The organism is Streptomyces sp. NPDC091282 (genome assembly GCF_044757385.1).
Lineage (GTDB): Bacteria > Actinomycetota > Actinomycetes > Streptomycetales > Streptomycetaceae > Streptomyces > Streptomyces gramineus.
In genome coordinates this window covers 50700-64909 of the sequence record NZ_JBIVUX010000009.1, presented here as the reverse complement: position 1 = coordinate 64909, position 14210 = coordinate 50700, and the positions used below count along the sequence as shown (strand labels likewise).

Here is a 14210-nt window from a genome sequence, read left to right as displayed (position 1 = left end):
ATACGTCGACGGGGTGACGGAGCAGGGAGCGGAAAGGTGACCCATGGACCGGCACGACGAACTGGCGGCGGAGTTCGAGGCGCGGCGCGCGCGGCTGCGGGCGATCGCGTACCGCATGCTGGGCTCGGCCGGGGACGCCGAGGACGCGGTCCAGGAGACCTGGCTGCGGCTGGACCGCACGGGCGGCGCCGGCGTCGGGAACCTGAGCGCCTGGCTGACGACGGTCGTCTCCCGCATCTGCCTGGACGTGCTGCGGGCCCGCACGGCGCGCCGTGAGGTGCCCTGGGGCGAGGACGACCCGGAGCGCGCCGCCGGGGACGGCCCCGAGGAGGAGGCCGTCCTCGCCGAGTCGGTGGGGCTCGCCCTGCTGGTGGTGCTGGACACCCTGAGCCCCGCGGAACGGGTGGCGTTCGTGCTGCACGACCTGTTCGCGGTGCCGTTCGACAGCATCGCCGCGATCACCGGGCGGTCGCTGCCGGCCGCGAAGAAGCTCGCCAGCCGGGCCCGGCACAAGGTCCGCGGCACGCCCGCGCTGCCGCCCGCCGAGCAGGAACGGCACCGCGGGGTCGTGGAGGCGTTCCTGGCCGCCGCCCGCGGCGGTGACCTGGGCGCGCTGCTCGGTCTGCTGGCCCCGGACGTGGTCCGGCGCGCCGACCCCGCGACCCTGCCGCCGGGCGTGCCGGCCGAGCTGCGGGGCGCCCGCGCGGTCGCCGAGGGCACGGTGCTGCTGCGCGAGCGCGCCCGGTCCGCCGTGCCCGCGCTGGTCGACGGCCGCCCCGGCCTGCTGGTCGCCCCGCTCGGCCGGCTCCGGTACGTCCTGCGGGTCACCGTGGCGGACGGCCGGGTGACGGCGTACGAGGTGATCGCCGCCCCGGAGCGGCTGCGCGCGCTGGACCTGGCGGCGCCGCAGACCCCGCCCGCCCCGGCCTAGGGCGTGTTGCGAAAGTCCCGTCGTTCGCCCGGAGGGCGGGCCGCGCGGCGTCAGGTGCGTGCTCTGGGGGTCCCCCCGGCCGAAGGCTGGGGGGAGTGCCGGGCGGAAGTCCTCGTACTGGATGTACTTGGGCTTGCGCCCGGTGCGGCGAGTGGGGGCACCTCCCACGCCCTTCAGGCAGTGGGGGAGCGTGCATGGCGTCGCGCGGCAGACAGGACTTTCGCAACACGCCCTAGCCGGTCGGTTCCTTCACGGTGATGGCGTGCACCGGGCAGGCCCGGGCCGCCTCCTTGACCAGCGGGTCGCCGCCGCCGTCCTCCTTGCCGGGGATCAAGGTACTAAAGCCGTCGTCGTCCTGGGTGAAGACGTTCGGGGCCGTCATGGCGCACTGGCCGGCTCCGATACAGACGTCCGTGTCGATCTCGATGTGCATGGCAGGAGCCTCTTACCAGGTCACGGGGAGTTCCAGCATCCCCTGGATCGTGTCGCCGGGTTTGAAGGGAATCTTCTCCGGCGGCGCGGCCAGCCGCAGGTCGGGTAGCCGCTCCCACAGGGTGCGCAGGGCGATCTCCAGCTCGGTGCGGGCCAGGTTCTGGCCGAGGCACTGGTGGATGCCGAAACCGAAGGCCACGTGGTGGCGGGTCGGACGGTGCCAGTCGATGGTGTCCGGCTCGTCGTACACGGACTCGTCGCGGTTGATGACGGAGGTCGCGAAGAGCACGCCGTCGCCCTTGCGGATGGTGGTGCCGGCCACCTCGATGTCCTCCAGGGCGACGCGCAGCAGCCCGTCGGCGATGGACAGCATCCGCATCAGTTCCTCGACGGCGGCGGGCACCAGCGCGGGGTCGGCGCGCAGTTCGGCGAGCCGCTCGGGCTGCTGGAGCAGGGTGAAGGTGCCGAGCGAGATCATGTTGGCGGTGGTCTCGTGGCCGGCGACCAGCAGGATGAGGGCGAGCGAGACGACCTCGGAGCGGTTCAGGTCGCCCTCGCGCAGCCGCTCGTGGACCAGGTCGTCCAGGACGCCGTCGCCGGGCACCTCGTCCCGGCTCTTGCGGTCGGCCAGGTCGCCCAGGTAGGCCTCCAGCCGGTCGCGGGCGTCCAGCGAGTCGGCGGCCTCGGGACCGCGCAGCAGCCGCCGGGACTGCGCCTCGAAGAACTCGTGGTCGGCGTAGGGCACGCCGAGCAGATCGCAGATGACCATGGACGGCACCGGCAGCGCGAAGGCGCTCACCAGGTCGGCCGGCGGCCCCTGGGCGATCATCCGGTCGAGCAGTCCGTCGACGATCCGCTGGATGGCGGGCCGCATCCCGGTCGCCCGTTTCAGGGTGAAGTCCGGAATCAGCATGCGGCGCTGGATCTGGTGCTCGGGGTCGTCGAGGCCGAGCAGCGCGACCTGGCGGCGCTCCCGGGCCGCGGCGAACCGGGCGTTCGGCATCGGGAAGTCGTCCCGGCGGCGGTCGCTGGACAGCCGCGGGTCGGAGAGCAGCGCGCGGGCCGTCCCGTGGCCGGTGACCGCCCAGGCGGTGCGGCCGTCGTAGAGGGTGACCCGGGACAGCGGGGGTCCGTCGCGCAGCGGGTCGTAGCCGGTGGGCGGGTGGTAGGGGCACGTGCGGTCCTGTGGCCAGGCCACAGGGTCGGCCGGGTGGGCCCCGGTGGTGGGTTCCGTCAGGTCCGTCAGTTCGTTCATGGAAGACCTCGCAGACGAATGTCGTACGTCGTGCCGATCTTCATTAGATGCCCGGGGCATCTATAGGGCGACCGCAAGTTCGGCCAGATCGGTGATTCGGATGATCTGGCCGAACCGCACCCGGTCGGGGGACGATTCCGCGCCGAAAACGGCTTGCCGGCAGGACGAGGCGGACCACAGGATCTGCGCATGAACACTCCTGACGCCGTGGTGCCGCTGACCTTCGCGACCGTCGCTCGGGGGCGGGTCCGGCAGCAGCCGAGGCGTCCGTGGAGGCCCGGACCCGCGCGCCCGTGACGGCCGCGCTCGTCGCCGGCCTGCTCGCCGGGTACGGGATCGCCGTCCCGGTCGGTGCGGTCGGCACATATCTAGTGTCCCTCACGGCCCGCACGTCACTGCGGACCGGCGCCTGCGCCGCCCTGGGCGTCGCGAGCGCCGACGGCCTCTACGCCCTGCTCGCCGCGGTCGGCGGGGCCGCGCTGGCGGCCGCGCTGCTGCCGGTGCTCGGGCCGCTGCGCCTGGCCTCGGCGGCGGTCCTGGTGGGGCTCGCGGTGCGCGGTGCGGCGGTGGCGCTGCGCCAGTACCGGGAGCGGCGGCTGCCGACGCGGACCGAGCGGCCGGTACCCGGTCCCGGACGGGCGTATCTCGGCCTGCTCGGGATCACGCTGCTCAACCCGACGACGATGGTCTACTTCGCGGCCCTGGTGGTCGGCTCGCGCTCCGCGGGGCCGGTGCGGCCGCTGGAGCAGGGCACCTTCGTCGGGGCTGCCTTCGCCGCCTCCGCGAGCTGGCAGCTGCTGCTGGCGGGCGGCGGCGCGCTGCTCGGCCGGAGCCTGACCGGCCACCGGGGACGCCTGGTCACGGCGTTGCTGTCGAGCTGCGTGATGCTGGGGCTCGCGGCCCGGACGGTGCTGTCGCCGGGCTGAGACCGCCGGGTCCCGGTCAGGGCGCGAAGGCGCCGGCGACGGCGAGGCTGTCCTCGTAGACGTGGTGCCGTACGACGAGGCCGTCCCGGACGGTGAGGTGCAGGGCGAATCTGGCGTGATACGAGCGGCCGGTGGGTCGCGCGGTCTGCCGGATCTCGCCGAGCACCACCGCGTCGTCGCCGTCGACCAGCACCCGCTCGATCCGGGTGTCCGCCCGCTCGGGCACGTGGTGCGCGGCCAGGTCGCGGTAGTGGGCGGCGGCTCCGGCGCGGCCGGTGCGGCGGGTGATCCAGGGCGTGTCCCGGCGGTCGTGCTCGTGCCGGGGCCAGTTCAGCCGCCAGTCGGCGTCCTCGGCGTACAGCTCGGCAATCCGCTCGGGGTCGCCGGCGGCGATCCGCCGCAGGAGTTCCGCGACGACGGTGCGGGTGGGGGACATCGGTGTGACCTGCCTCGGGTGTCGGTCCTGACGGTGTGTCCACGACTGTGCCCGTGCCGTGCGGGACGTGCGATTACCCGTGAGGTAAGGAGGTCCCGGTGTCGTGTGGATGATCCGGGGCGCTCGCGGTGTTGAATCGTGCCGTCAGTTGTGGAAGCGACGAGGGGACGGACCTCATGCCTCTTGAGGGCGAGTACGAGCCCAGCCCGGCGGCCTGGGTACGCGAGCAGGTCGAGCTGTACGAGAACTCCGGCGGGACGGAGGGCACGACCCTGATGGACACCGGACTGCCCGTCATCGTGCTGACCACCCTGGGGGTGAAGAGCGGGAAGATCCGCAAGACGCCGCTGATGCGGGTGGAGCACGACGGGAAGTACGCGGTGGTCGCCTCGCAGGGCGGCGCGCCGAAGAACCCGGTCTGGTACTACAACGTCAAGTCGCAGCCGCTGGTCGAGCTCCAGGACGGGCCGGTCAGGCAGGACATGACCGCCCGTGAGATCACCGGCGCGGAGAAGGACGAGTGGTGGGACCGTGCGGTCGCCGCCTACCCGCCCTACGCCGACTACCAGAAGAAGACCGACCGGGAGATCCCGGTGTTCGTGCTGGAGCCGCACGGGGGGAACTGACGGTTCCGGGAATCCTTTCCGGCCGGGGAACGTCGGAATTTAGAAAAATCTGTTTCCCCCGGGCATGGACCGGCTTCGTGCCGGGCAGCCGAATGTCAGGCCCCGCCGCGTTCCCCCGTCGCGGCGGGGCTCTCCCGTACCTCCTGCGCAAGGCGGTCGGTCACGTCGAGGAAGATCTGGTCGGTCTCGCCGAACTCCTCGTCCAGGGACCGCTTGATGCGCACCATGACCTCCTCGACCTCTTCGCTGTCCAGACCGGGCACCAGGTCGACGCGGGCCGCCACCAGGGTCGAGTCGAGGCCGAGCTTCATCGTGAACAGCGCCTCCACGCTGTCGATCTCGGGTTCCCCGGCCAGCCGCTCGCGGATCCTGCCGCTCAGCTCCGGGTCCGCCGCCTCCCCGATCAGCTGGGCGCGGGCGTCGGCGCCGAGCCGGTAGGCCACGAACACCAGCAGGACACCGATGGCCAGCGAGGCCGAGGCCTCCCAGACGACCTGTCCTGTGACCATGTGCAGGGCCATGCCGGCCATCGCGAACAGCACGCCGAGCACCGCGGTGCCGTCCTCGGCGACGACCGTGCGCAGCGCCGGGTCCTTCAGCCCCCGGTCCTCACCGCGGGCCTGGTGCAGCGCCCTGACCAGCGAGGCGCCCTCGGCCACCAGGGCGACGGCCAGCACGATCAGGCCCGCCACGTAGCCGCTGTGCGTCTCGTCCGCGCCGTTGCGCAGCGCCTCGACGCCCTGGAAGACGGAGAAGCAGCCGCCCATGACGAAGATCCCGACGGCCGCGAGCAGGGACCAGAAGAACCGCTCCTTGCCGTAGCCGAAGGGGTGCCGTTCGTCCGGCGGGCGGCGGCTGCGGCGCAGGGCCGCCAGCAGGAACACCTCGTTGAGGCTGTCGGCGACGGAGTGCGCGGCCTCGGACAGCAGCGCGGGCGACCCCGCGACCACTCCGCCGACGGCCTTGGCCGCGGCGATCACCAGGTTGGCGGCGAGCGCCACGAAGACGGTCAGCCGGGTGCCGCGGTCGGCGTCCGACCGCCCCGAGGACCCCTGCGCCTCGTCTCGCGCGTGTTCCTGCCGCTGTTCTTTCGACGTAGTCCCACTCACGTCGGCCGACTGCCCCGGCCCGGCCCGATCACACCGTGCGCGCGGCGCGAATCGGGGAACATCGGGAAACACAGCGCATCGGGCACGTAAGGGAGTCGGCATGAGCGACGAAGGCGGCAACACCTCGCTGGGACGCAGGGCGTTCTCACGGTCCCGCAGTCACTTCGCGGACCGGATCACGGCGGACGGCCGGGACGGCTGGCCGGTCGCCGCCGGGCGTTACCGGCTGGTGGTCAGCCGCGCCTGTCCGTGGGCGAGCCGGGCGCTGGTCTCCCGGCGGCTGCTCGGCCTGGAGGACGCGCTGTCGCTGGCCGTCACCGACCCGGTCCAGGACGACCGCAGCTGGCGCTTCACCCTGGATCCCGGCGGCCGTGACCCGGTGCTCGGCATCCGGTTCCTCAGCGAGGCCTACGACCGCCGGGAGACCGGCTATCCGGGCGGTGTGAGCGTGCCCGCGATCGTGGACGTACCGAGCGGGCGGCTGGTCACCAACGACTACCAGCAGCTGACCCTGGACCTGGCCACCGAGTGGACGGCCCTGCACCGGGACGGGGCGCCGGACCTGTATCCGGCCCGGCACCGGGACGAGATCGACGCGGTGACGGCCGAGATCTACGAGGACGTCAACAACGGTGTCTACCGGGCCGGGTTCGCGCACGAGCAGAAGGTGTACGAGGAGGCGTGCACGGCGGTGTTCCGGCGGCTCGGGCTGCTCGCCGAGCGGCTGGCCGGGCGGCGCTACCTGGTCGGGGACACGATCACGGAGGCCGACATCCGGCTGTTCACCACGCTGGTGCGGTTCGACGCCGTCTACCACGGCCACTTCAAGTGCAATCTCTGGAAGGTGGCGGAGAACCCGGTGCTGTGGGCGTACGCGAGGGATCTCTACCAGACGCCCGGATTCGGTGACACCGTCGACTTCGACCACATCAAGCGGCACTACTACCAGGTGCACACCGGCATCAACCCCACCCGTATCGTACCTCTCGGCCCGGATCCCGCCGGGTGGCTGACGCCCCATCACCGGGAGCAGCTGGGAGGCCGGCCCTTCGGGGACGGCACGCCGCCCGGCCCAGTGCCGGCGGCCGAGCAGGTCCCGGTCGCGGGGCGGCCCTGACAACGCGGAGGCAGGCATGGCCAAACGCAGGAAGAAGCAGAAGCTCCCTCTCGTCTACGCACCGCTCGGTTTCGTGCTGAGCTGGGCCGGCGGAGCGCTGGGCGCGCTGGCCTTCCGCCGGACCTGGATGGCGCTGCGCGGCGAGCAGGACGCGCCGGACGCCCTGGACCGGGACCGCGGCTGGGGCGAGGTGCTGCTGGCCGCGGCGCTCCAGGGCGCCGTCTTCGCGGTGGTGCGCAGTGCCGTGGACCGCACCGGCGCCACCGCCATCGAGCGTTCCACCGGGACGTGGCCGGCGACCCGCAAGGGCGGCCGGGACTGAGCGCGTTCAGCCCTGCTTGGGTGCCGTGGGCGGTACCAGGCGCAGGGTGAAGGAGTGTCCGGCCGGGTCGGCGTACCCCCGTTCCTCGTACGGCCCGGCCGCGTCCTTCGTCTCGATCGGCCGTCCGCCGAGGCCGACCACCCGCAGTTCGGCCTCGTCGAGGTCCTCGACCAGGAAGTCGAGGTGGGCCTGGAGCGAGTTCTCGGGCCGCGGCCAGCTCGGCGGGGTCGCGTTGACGTCGCGCCGGAAGGCGATCCGGAAGCCGCCCGGGGTGCGGATCTCGACCAGGTTGGCCGATGCCTCGCCGTCCTGGCCATCCAGCAACTCCCGGTAGAAGACCGCGAGTTTCTCGGGTTCGGCGCAGTCGAGCACCACGACGGCCGCGTTCACCAGTGCCATGCTTCCTCCCTGGACGGATCCTTGGAGTGCGGATATCCCCGGCCGCCGGATTCAGTCCCGGGCGCGCGTCCGGGCGAGGCGGGCCTCGGCCGCCGTGAGGAGCAGTTCCAGGGCGGCCGGGTAGGAGCTGTCCCGCATCGAGGCCACGAGATGGCGGGCGGTGGCCGCGATGTGCGGGTGGGTGCCGGCGGGCAGCCGGGCGTAGGTCGCCTCCCACACGTCCGCCTCGGCCTCGCGGGCGGCCGCGGGCAGGGCCGTGTTGGCCGAGTCGAGGGCGCTGTAGGCCAGGGCCTGGTCGACGAAGGCGTGGTAGACGCGGACCGCTTCCGCGTCCGGGAAACCGGCGTCGCGCAGCACCCCGAGGATGGTCTCGACGGCCTGGATCTCGTACCTCCGTCCGGTCACCCGGTGCGCGCTGAGCACCGCCGCCCGGGGATGGGCGAGCGCTCCCGCGTGCATGCGCAGGCCCAGGTCGCGCAGGTCGGCGCGCCAGTCGCCGGTGGGCCGCCAGGCGTGCAGCGTACGGCCGATCAGCTCGTCCGCGACGGCCAGCATCAGGTCGTCGGTGTGCCGGAAGTAGCGGTAGAGGGAGCTGGGGTCGGCGCCCAGGGCGCGGCCGAGGCGGCGCACCGACAGGGCCTCGGCGCCGTGCTCCTCGATCAGCCGCAGCGCGGTCTCGACGATCAGCTCCTCGGAGAGGACCACGCCCTGTTTGGTGGGGCGTCTGCGCCGCCGGCCGGCGGCCGGGACGACTCGTTCGCTCATGCTGGCTCCCTTCCTGGCCGCGACCTTATGACAACACCGTTGACCTGTGAAGTGCACCGGCAGTTTCATGTCCGCTCACCGGGGCCGACCAGGTCCGGCCCCCAGGTGCGAGCGGAGTTCTGGCCATGACCGACAAGCCCTACACAGTCGACCCCCCTGAGTTGCGCAAGTCCCTCGGCGTCCTGGACGGCGTCGCGGTCGCCGCGTCCAGCACGGCCGCGACCACCAGCATCGGCATCGGTCTCGGGGTGACGGCCGGGGTGGTCGGGCTGCACCTGCCGGCCATCATGCTGCTCGCGTTCCTGCCGGTGCTCGGCATCGCGGGCGCCTACTCCCGCCTGAACCGGGTGGAGCCGAACGCGGGCAACGGCTACGTGTGGGTGGGCCGTTCGCTCAATCCGTGGCTCGGTTTCCTGGTCGGCTGGGTGAACATCGTGGCCACGGTCGCCTTCCTCGCGTACACCACGGCGGTCACCGGCTCGGCGATGCTCCAGCTGGCGGGCGAGGCCGGGGTGCACCGCGTCGGCGGTCTCGCCCTGGACCCGGGTTCGACGGCGCAGACCACGGCCGTCGGCATCGTCGTGCTGGTCGCGGTCACCCTCACCGCGGTGACCGGCATCCGCACCGCGGCCCGGCTCCAGACCGGGCTGCTGGTCTTCGAGTACGTGGTGCTGCTCGGCTTCTGCGGCTACGGCATCGTCACCGGACCGCACCCCTTCAGCCTGAGCTGGTTCGACCCGTTCGCGATCCCCTCCGCGACGGCGCTGGCGCAGGGGCTGCTCCTCTCGGTGTTCTGTTACTGGGGCTTCGAGGCCGCGTTCAGCGTCAACGAGGAGGTCCGCGAGCCGCGGGACGCCTCCCGGGCCGGGCTGATCACGCTGGTGATCATGCTGGGCCTGTTCCTGCTGGGCTCGGTGGCGTTCCAGCGGGTCCTCTCGGAGCGGGAGCTGGCCGGGCACGGGGCCGAGGGGCTGGCGTTCTTCGGCGACCGGCTCGCCGCCCAGCCGTGGGCGGCGCTGCCGCTGGTGGCGCTGATGTTCTCCGCGATGGCCTCGCTCCAGGCCGGGGTGATCCCGACGGCGCGCGGCATGTTCGCGATGAGCCGGGACCGCACCCTCGGGCCGGTCTGGGCGAGGGTCAGTCCGCGCTACGGCACTCCGGCGGCCGGAACCCTGCTCATCGGCGCGACGGCCACCGCGGTCGCCGTGCTGGCCCTGGTGATCCCGAGACTGGCCGACATGATCATGGCGACGGTGAACGCGGTCGGCATCGTCGTCGCCCTGTCGTACGCGCTCACCGCGTTGGCCGCCGCCGTGCGCTTCCGGGCGCTGCTGCGCGAGGACTGGCGCCAGGGCGTCCGGGCGGTGGTGCTGCCGGCGCTGAGCGCCTCGGCACTGCTGGGCCTGGGCGGCTACCTCGGCTGGTCCTTCTACACCTCCGCCGACCACTTCGAGGTCAGCGCGGACAACGGCTGGTTCCTGCTGACCACCCCGCTGGCGATGATCGTGTCCGGGTTCGCCGCCGCCGCGTGGGCGAAGTACGTGCGCCGCTCCCCGTACTTCCGCACCGGCGCGGGCACGGACGCCGACGCGCCCCAGCTGCTCACCACCTCCAACTAAGGAACAGGAACGATGTACGCAGATCTGCTCTTCACCGGCGGTCCCGTCCTCACCCCCGAGGGCCCGGCGGACTCCGCCGTCGCCGTCACCGGCGAGCGCGTCACCGCCGTCGGCCCCGCCGAGGAGCTGCGCGAGCTGGCCGGGCCGCGCACCGAGGTGGTCGATCTCGCCGGACGGCTGCTGCTGCCCGGTTTCCAGGACGCCCACGTCCACCCGCTGCCGGCGGGCCTGGAGCTGAGCCAGTGCGACCTGACCGGGCTGCGGACCGCCGAGGAGTCCGTGGCCGCCGTGCGCGCCTACGCCGAGGCCCATCCGGAGCGGGCGTGGATCCTGGGCGGCGGCTGGTCCATGGAGGCGTTCGAGGGCGGCACCCCGTCCCGCGAACTGCTGGACGCCGCCGTACCGGACCGCCCGGTGTACCTGCCGAACCGGGACCACCACGGAGCCTGGGTCAACAGCCGCGCCCTGGAGCTGGCCGGGGTCGACCGGCACACGCCGGATCCGGCCGACGGACGGATCGAGCGGGACGCGTCCGGCGCGCCGAGCGGCACCCTCCAGGAGGGCGCGATGCAGCTGGTCGGCCGCCTCGCGCCGCCCGCCACCGCGGCGGACCGGCTGGCGGCCCTGCTGCACGCCCAGCGGTACCTGCACGCGCTGGGCGTCACGGCCTGGCAGGACGCGCTGGTCGGGGACTTCCTCGGCATGGACGACCCCGCGCAGGCCTACCTGACGGCGGCCCGGGACGGTTCGCTGACCGCGCGGGTCGTCGGCGCGCTGTGGTGGGACCGCGAGCGCGGCGCCGAACAGATACCGGAACTCGTCGAGAGGCGGGCCGCGTCGAGCCACGGCCGGTTCCGGGCGGGCACCGTGAAGCTGATGCTGGACGGGGTCGCCGAGAACGGCACGGCCGCGCTCCTCGACCCCTACCTCGACAAGTGCGGCTGCGCCACGGCCAACCGCGGCAAGAGCTTCATCGACCCGGCGCGGCTGCCCGCCTACGTCACCGAGCTGGACGCGCTGGGCTTCCAGTGCCACTTCCACGCGCTGGGCGACCGTGCCGTACGGGACGCGCTGGACGCCGTGGCGGCGGCGCGCGCCGCCAACGGGCCCAGCGACACCCGGCCCCACCTGGCGCACCTCCAGGTGGTGCACCCCGCCGACGTGCCGCGGTTCGCCGGGCTCGGTGCCACCGCGAACATCCAGGCGCTGTGGGCCGCGCACGAACCGCAGATGGACGAGCTGACGATCCCCTTCCTGGGATCCGAACGGGCCACGTGGCAGTACCCGTTCGGCTCGCTGCTGCGCTCCGGGGCACGGCTCGCGGCCGGCAGCGACTGGCCGGTGAGCAGCCCCGACCCGCTCCAGGCCGTCCATGTCGCGGTGAACCGCGTCGAACCGGGCGGCAGCGCGCCGGTGTTCCTGGCCGGTGAGCGGCTCGGGCTCCGGGACGCGCTCACCGCGTACACGGCCGGATCGGCGTACGTGAACCACCTCGACGACACCGGCCGGGTGGCGGTCGGGGCGCTCGCGGACCTGGTGGTGCTGGACCGCGATCCGTTCGCCGGGGCCCCGGAGGAGATCGCGGACGCCCGCGTGACGCACACCTACGTGGGAGGCACCGCGGTGTACCGGGCCCAGGAGGGCTGAGCGCACCCGCTCAGGCGTCGAACTCGACGGGCAGGCCGTCCAGCCGGGACGCGAAGGCGGAGGCCGTCGAGGTGAGGTCGCCGGCCGGGACCGCCAGGCGCAGTCCCGGCAGCCGGTGCAGCAGGACGTGCACGGCCGTCTCGACGATGCCCAGGGCGATGTTCTGTCCCGGGCACTCGTGCGGTCCGGCGCCGAACGCCAGGTGGGCGTGGTTCCCGGCCAGGGAGACCCCGGTGTCCGGGCGGATCAGCGGGTCCCGGTTGCCGGCCGCCAGGCCGAGCAGCAGCAGGTCGCCCTCCTCGACCCGGCGTTCGCCGAGTTCCAGGTCGCCGGTGGCGAACCGGCCGGGCAGGACGGCGAACGGCGGGGAGTTCCACATCACCTCCTCCACCACCGAGGTGATGTCCAGCTCCCCGCCGACCAGCCCGGAGTGCACCGCGGGGTCGGTGAGGACCGCCTCCAGCACGCGGGCCAGCAGGTCGCCGGTCGCGGTGTGGGCGGTGACCAGCACCGACCGCAGGAGCCGGACCGTCTCCTCCTCGTCCAGGTCCGCGTGGTGGGTGATGAGCCCGGTGGCGAGGTCGGCGCCGGGCTCCGTCCGCTTGCGGGCGGCGAGCGCGGCGAGGACGCCCGCGATCCGCTCGTCGTGCGCGGCGGCGTCCGGACCGCCCTCGGCGGCCTGTGCGCAGGACTCGGCGAGGACGCGTCCCTCGCTCTCGGTGAGCCCGAGGACCCGGGTGAGCACCAGCATCGGCAGGTCCGCGGCGAAGTCCGCGACCAGGTCGGCCCGGCCGGTGTCCGCGAAGGCGTCGATCCGCCTGCCGGCGTAGTGGGTGACGTGGCGCCGGATCCCGCGCCCGGCCGCCGCCTGCAGGTTGTCGGTGACCGCGGCGCGCAGCCTGCGGTGCGCTTCGCCGTCCTCGCGGATCCCGTCGGGGCCGCCCGCCTGTCGCACCGGCGGCGGGTCCTCCGCGGTCCCGCCCGCCCGCCGGATCCGGGGGTTCCGGCCGAACTGGAGGGGGTTCTCCAGCACCCGCCGGATCTCCCGGTAGCCGAGCACCAGCCAGGCGGGTACGTCGCCGTCCACCAGGACCGGGGCGATCGCACCGTACCGTTCGCGCAGCCGTGCGTGGACGGCGTGCGGGTCGCCGGTCGCGTCGGGTCCGTGGAGCCGGATGAGGTCCGTGCCGTGGACGACCGGGCAGCCGGCCCGCGGACCGTGCGGCGGTGTGGTCATCGGGGCTCCAGGGCTGCGCGCGGGCGGTCCCGGAGGTGTTCGACGAGCGCGACGAGCACGTCACGGCCGGCGGCGCGGTCGCGGGCGTCGAAGGCCACGACCGGGATGTGCGCGGCGATGTCGAGCGCGTCCCGGATCTCCTCGACGGGATGCTCCGCGGCGTCCGGGAACATGTTCAGGGCGACGACGAAGGGCACCTCCTGCCGCTCCATCTCCTCGATCGCCCGGAAGCTGGAGGACAGCCGGCGCGTGTCCACCAGGACGACCGCGCCGAGCGCGCCCTTGAACAGGCCGTTCCACAGGAACCAGAACCGCTCCTGGCCGGGGGTGCCGAACAGGTAGAGCACCAGGCTCTCGTTGAGGCCGATCTTGCCGAAGTCGAGGCTGACGGTGGTCTCGGCCTTGTCCGCGACGCCGACGAGGTGGTCGACGGCGGCGCCGGCCCGGGTGAGGGTCTCCTCGGTGGTCAGGGGCCGGATGTCGCTGACGGAGCCGACCATGGTGGTCTTCCCGGTGCCGAACCCGCCGGCGATCATCACCTTGACCGAGCGGGTCCCCCCGGTGTCGGGGTCACCGGGCCGCTCAAATCCCTTCCAGTCCATCGAGTACCTCCTGGAGCAGCGCGAGGTCCGGGCCGCGTCCGGCGCGGTGCGCCGGGATCGGGTCGCGGACTTCGACCCGGCCCGCGTCGAGCAGGTCGGACAGCAGTACCGCGACGATGTTGAAGGGCAGTTGGAGGTGGGCGCCGAGTTCGGCCACCGACAGCGGTTCACGGCAGCGCCGGAGTATCTCCTCGTGCTCGTACTGCATGCCCGGGGCGGGGGCCGTGCGGGAGACGACGAGGGTCGCCACGTCGAGGCTCGCCGCCGCTGCGCCCGGCCCGCTGCGTCCGCCCGTCAGGACGTAGTAGCGTTCGAGTCCGTGCGGGTCCCTGCTGCCCGAGCGGGGCCGGGGGTCCGCCGGCCGGCCGGGAACGCTCATCCAGAGCGCTCATCCAGGCGCCGAGAGGTGCCGAGCAGTTCACCCATCCGCCGGGACACGTCCCGCATCTGGTGCCCGAGCAGCCCCTGGTCGAGGCCTTCACGGGCGAGGACCCCGAGATACGTCTCCACACCGGCGCGCACGACGAAGAGGTGACCGCCGTCGACCTCGATCATCGCCAGCCGCAACTGCCCCTTGTAGCGGGGGAACTGTTCGGCCACCGGCAGGGCCAGCGCCTGCAGTCCGGCCACCACGGCGGCGAAGCGGTCCACGTCGTCGGGGTCGTCGGCGCCGAAGGAGGTGATGGCCTTGCCGTCGCTGGAGGCCACGAGCGCGAAGCGGATCTCCGGGATGCTCTCCACCAGGTCGCGGAGCGCCCAGCTCACGTCGGTTCCCTGTTGCGTCATG

The 14210-nt window shown here is 73.3% G+C and carries 17 protein-coding genes; 7 read left to right on the top strand and 10 right to left on the bottom strand.

The genetic code is table 11. From position 1 onward, the window contains the following. Positions 1–43 precede the first annotated feature (43 nt). On the top strand, positions 44–931 hold the full coding sequence (locus ACIQOE_RS33840; RefSeq protein ID WP_365558804.1) for a sigma-70 family RNA polymerase sigma factor: 888 nt from the start codon (positions 44–46) through the stop codon (positions 929–931). A gap of 232 nt (positions 932–1163) precedes the next feature. Here the strand turns inward: ACIQOE_RS33840 and ACIQOE_RS33835 are convergent, their stop codons facing one another. Both ACIQOE_RS33835 and ACIQOE_RS33830 read right to left on the bottom strand, forming a co-directional pair. Then, positions 1164–1364 (bottom strand): ferredoxin, encoded by a 201-nt coding sequence (locus tag ACIQOE_RS33835; protein WP_351327524.1) that lies wholly within the window; start codon positions 1362–1364, stop codon positions 1164–1166. 12 nt (positions 1365–1376) lie between these two features. Continuing rightward, positions 1377–2618: a cytochrome P450 gene (locus ACIQOE_RS33830; RefSeq protein ID WP_351327526.1), complete on the bottom strand. Its 1242-nt coding sequence runs from the start codon at positions 2616–2618 to the stop codon at positions 1377–1379. Positions 2619–2911: 293 nt separating this feature from the next. Here ACIQOE_RS33830 and ACIQOE_RS33825 point away from each other — a divergent pair, with 293 nt between their 5' ends. Further along, positions 2912–3544: a LysE family transporter gene (locus ACIQOE_RS33825; protein ID WP_351327698.1), complete on the top strand. Its 633-nt coding sequence runs from the start codon at positions 2912–2914 to the stop codon at positions 3542–3544. Positions 3545–3560: 16 nt separating this feature from the next. Here the strand turns inward: ACIQOE_RS33825 and ACIQOE_RS33820 are convergent, their stop codons facing one another. Beyond that, positions 3561–3980, bottom strand: a complete 420-nt coding sequence (locus ACIQOE_RS33820) for a nuclear transport factor 2 family protein (protein ID WP_401415532.1) — start codon at positions 3978–3980, stop codon at positions 3561–3563. Between the two features lie 176 nt (positions 3981–4156). Here ACIQOE_RS33820 and ACIQOE_RS33815 point away from each other — a divergent pair, with 176 nt between their 5' ends. After that, the gene (locus tag ACIQOE_RS33815; protein ID WP_351327530.1) at positions 4157–4606 is read left to right on the top strand and encodes a nitroreductase family deazaflavin-dependent oxidoreductase; all 450 of its coding nucleotides are present in this window, start codon (positions 4157–4159) and stop codon (positions 4604–4606) included. A 95-nt stretch (positions 4607–4701) separates the two neighbouring features. Here ACIQOE_RS33815 and ACIQOE_RS33810 read toward each other — a convergent pair whose 3' ends face one another. Further along, positions 4702–5715 (bottom strand): cation diffusion facilitator family transporter, encoded by a 1014-nt coding sequence (locus tag ACIQOE_RS33810; RefSeq protein WP_362646180.1) that lies wholly within the window; start codon positions 5713–5715, stop codon positions 4702–4704. Positions 5716–5815: 100 nt separating this feature from the next. Between ACIQOE_RS33810 and ACIQOE_RS33805 the strand changes: the two genes are divergently transcribed. Both ACIQOE_RS33805 and ACIQOE_RS33800 read left to right on the top strand, forming a co-directional pair. Continuing rightward, the gene (locus tag ACIQOE_RS33805) at positions 5816–6832 is read left to right on the top strand and encodes a glutathione S-transferase C-terminal domain-containing protein (protein WP_365565078.1); all 1017 of its coding nucleotides are present in this window, start codon (positions 5816–5818) and stop codon (positions 6830–6832) included. A gap of 16 nt (positions 6833–6848) precedes the next feature. Beyond that, a complete protein-coding gene (locus ACIQOE_RS33800) occupies positions 6849–7154 on the top strand; it encodes a DUF4235 domain-containing protein (protein WP_351327536.1) in 306 nt (101 codons plus the stop codon). 6 nt (positions 7155–7160) lie between these two features. On the opposite strand, the gene ACIQOE_RS33795 is transcribed toward ACIQOE_RS33800, so the two are convergent. Beyond that, positions 7161–7553: a VOC family protein gene (locus tag ACIQOE_RS33795; RefSeq protein WP_351327538.1), complete on the bottom strand. Its 393-nt coding sequence runs from the start codon at positions 7551–7553 to the stop codon at positions 7161–7163. 51 nt (positions 7554–7604) lie between these two features. Further along, positions 7605–8318, bottom strand: a complete 714-nt coding sequence (locus ACIQOE_RS33790; RefSeq protein ID WP_363018273.1) for a TetR/AcrR family transcriptional regulator — start codon at positions 8316–8318, stop codon at positions 7605–7607. Positions 8319–8443: 125 nt separating this feature from the next. Between ACIQOE_RS33790 and ACIQOE_RS33785 the strand changes: the two genes are divergently transcribed. Further along, on the top strand, positions 8444–9937 hold the full coding sequence (locus ACIQOE_RS33785; RefSeq protein WP_401415529.1) for an APC family permease: 1494 nt from the start codon (positions 8444–8446) through the stop codon (positions 9935–9937). Positions 9938–9949: 12 nt separating this feature from the next. Beyond that, the gene (locus tag ACIQOE_RS33780) at positions 9950–11584 is read left to right on the top strand and encodes an amidohydrolase (RefSeq protein ID WP_401415527.1); all 1635 of its coding nucleotides are present in this window, start codon (positions 9950–9952) and stop codon (positions 11582–11584) included. Positions 11585–11594: 10 nt separating this feature from the next. Here ACIQOE_RS33780 and ACIQOE_RS33775 read toward each other — a convergent pair whose 3' ends face one another. Genes ACIQOE_RS33775 through ACIQOE_RS33760 form a run of 4 tightly spaced genes read right to left on the bottom strand, consistent with a single transcriptional unit; the run spans position 11595 to position 14209 of the window. Further along, positions 11595–12821 carry a cytochrome P450 gene (locus ACIQOE_RS33775; RefSeq protein WP_399009337.1) on the bottom strand — a complete coding sequence of 409 codons (1227 nt, stop codon included), beginning with the start codon at positions 12819–12821 and terminating at the stop codon, positions 11595–11597. Continuing rightward, entirely contained in the window at positions 12818–13423 is a 606-nt protein-coding gene (locus tag ACIQOE_RS33770) for an ATP/GTP-binding protein (RefSeq protein WP_351327548.1), read from the bottom strand. The genes ACIQOE_RS33775 and ACIQOE_RS33770 overlap by 4 nt, the downstream gene beginning before the upstream one ends. Then, positions 13404–13802 carry a DUF742 domain-containing protein gene (locus tag ACIQOE_RS33765; RefSeq protein ID WP_351327550.1) on the bottom strand — a complete coding sequence of 133 codons (399 nt, stop codon included), beginning with the start codon at positions 13800–13802 and terminating at the stop codon, positions 13404–13406. Before ACIQOE_RS33765 ends, ACIQOE_RS33770 begins: the two co-directional genes overlap by 20 nt. Further along, positions 13799–14209, bottom strand: coding sequence for a roadblock/LC7 domain-containing protein (locus tag ACIQOE_RS33760; protein WP_351327552.1), 411 nt, complete (start codon positions 14207–14209; stop codon positions 13799–13801). The genes ACIQOE_RS33765 and ACIQOE_RS33760 overlap by 4 nt, the downstream gene beginning before the upstream one ends. Position 14210: the final 1 nt, after the last annotated feature.

Bases quoted from the DNA above. Each gene is read 5' to 3' on its own strand.
- ACIQOE_RS33840 (WP_365558804.1), top strand. From the start codon at position 44: ATGGACCGGCACGACGAACTGGCGGCGGAGTTCGAGGCGCGGCGCGCG.
- ACIQOE_RS33835 (WP_351327524.1), bottom strand. From the start codon at position 1,364: ATGCACATCGAGATCGACACGGACGTCTGTATCGGAGCCGGCCAGTGC.
- ACIQOE_RS33830 (WP_351327526.1), bottom strand. From the start codon at position 2,618: ATGAACGAACTGACGGACCTGACGGAACCCACCACCGGGGCCCACCCG.
- ACIQOE_RS33820 (WP_401415532.1), bottom strand. From the start codon at position 3,980: ATGTCCCCCACCCGCACCGTCGTCGCGGAACTCCTGCGGCGGATCGCC.
- ACIQOE_RS33815 (WP_351327530.1), top strand. From the start codon at position 4,157: ATGCCTCTTGAGGGCGAGTACGAGCCCAGCCCGGCGGCCTGGGTACGC.
- ACIQOE_RS33805 (WP_365565078.1), top strand. From the start codon at position 5,816: ATGAGCGACGAAGGCGGCAACACCTCGCTGGGACGCAGGGCGTTCTCA.
- ACIQOE_RS33800 (WP_351327536.1), top strand. From the start codon at position 6,849: ATGGCCAAACGCAGGAAGAAGCAGAAGCTCCCTCTCGTCTACGCACCG.
- ACIQOE_RS33795 (WP_351327538.1), bottom strand. From the start codon at position 7,553: ATGGCACTGGTGAACGCGGCCGTCGTGGTGCTCGACTGCGCCGAACCC.
- ACIQOE_RS33790 (WP_363018273.1), bottom strand. From the start codon at position 8,318: ATGAGCGAACGAGTCGTCCCGGCCGCCGGCCGGCGGCGCAGACGCCCC.
- ACIQOE_RS33785 (WP_401415529.1), top strand. From the start codon at position 8,444: ATGACCGACAAGCCCTACACAGTCGACCCCCCTGAGTTGCGCAAGTCC.
- ACIQOE_RS33780 (WP_401415527.1), top strand. From the start codon at position 9,950: ATGTACGCAGATCTGCTCTTCACCGGCGGTCCCGTCCTCACCCCCGAG.
- ACIQOE_RS33775 (WP_399009337.1), bottom strand. From the start codon at position 12,821: ATGACCACACCGCCGCACGGTCCGCGGGCCGGCTGCCCGGTCGTCCAC.
- ACIQOE_RS33770 (WP_351327548.1), bottom strand. From the start codon at position 13,423: ATGGACTGGAAGGGATTTGAGCGGCCCGGTGACCCCGACACCGGGGGG.
- ACIQOE_RS33765 (WP_351327550.1), bottom strand. From the start codon at position 13,802: ATGAGCGTTCCCGGCCGGCCGGCGGACCCCCGGCCCCGCTCGGGCAGC.
- ACIQOE_RS33760 (WP_351327552.1), bottom strand. From the start codon at position 14,209: ATGACGCAACAGGGAACCGACGTGAGCTGGGCGCTCCGCGACCTGGTG.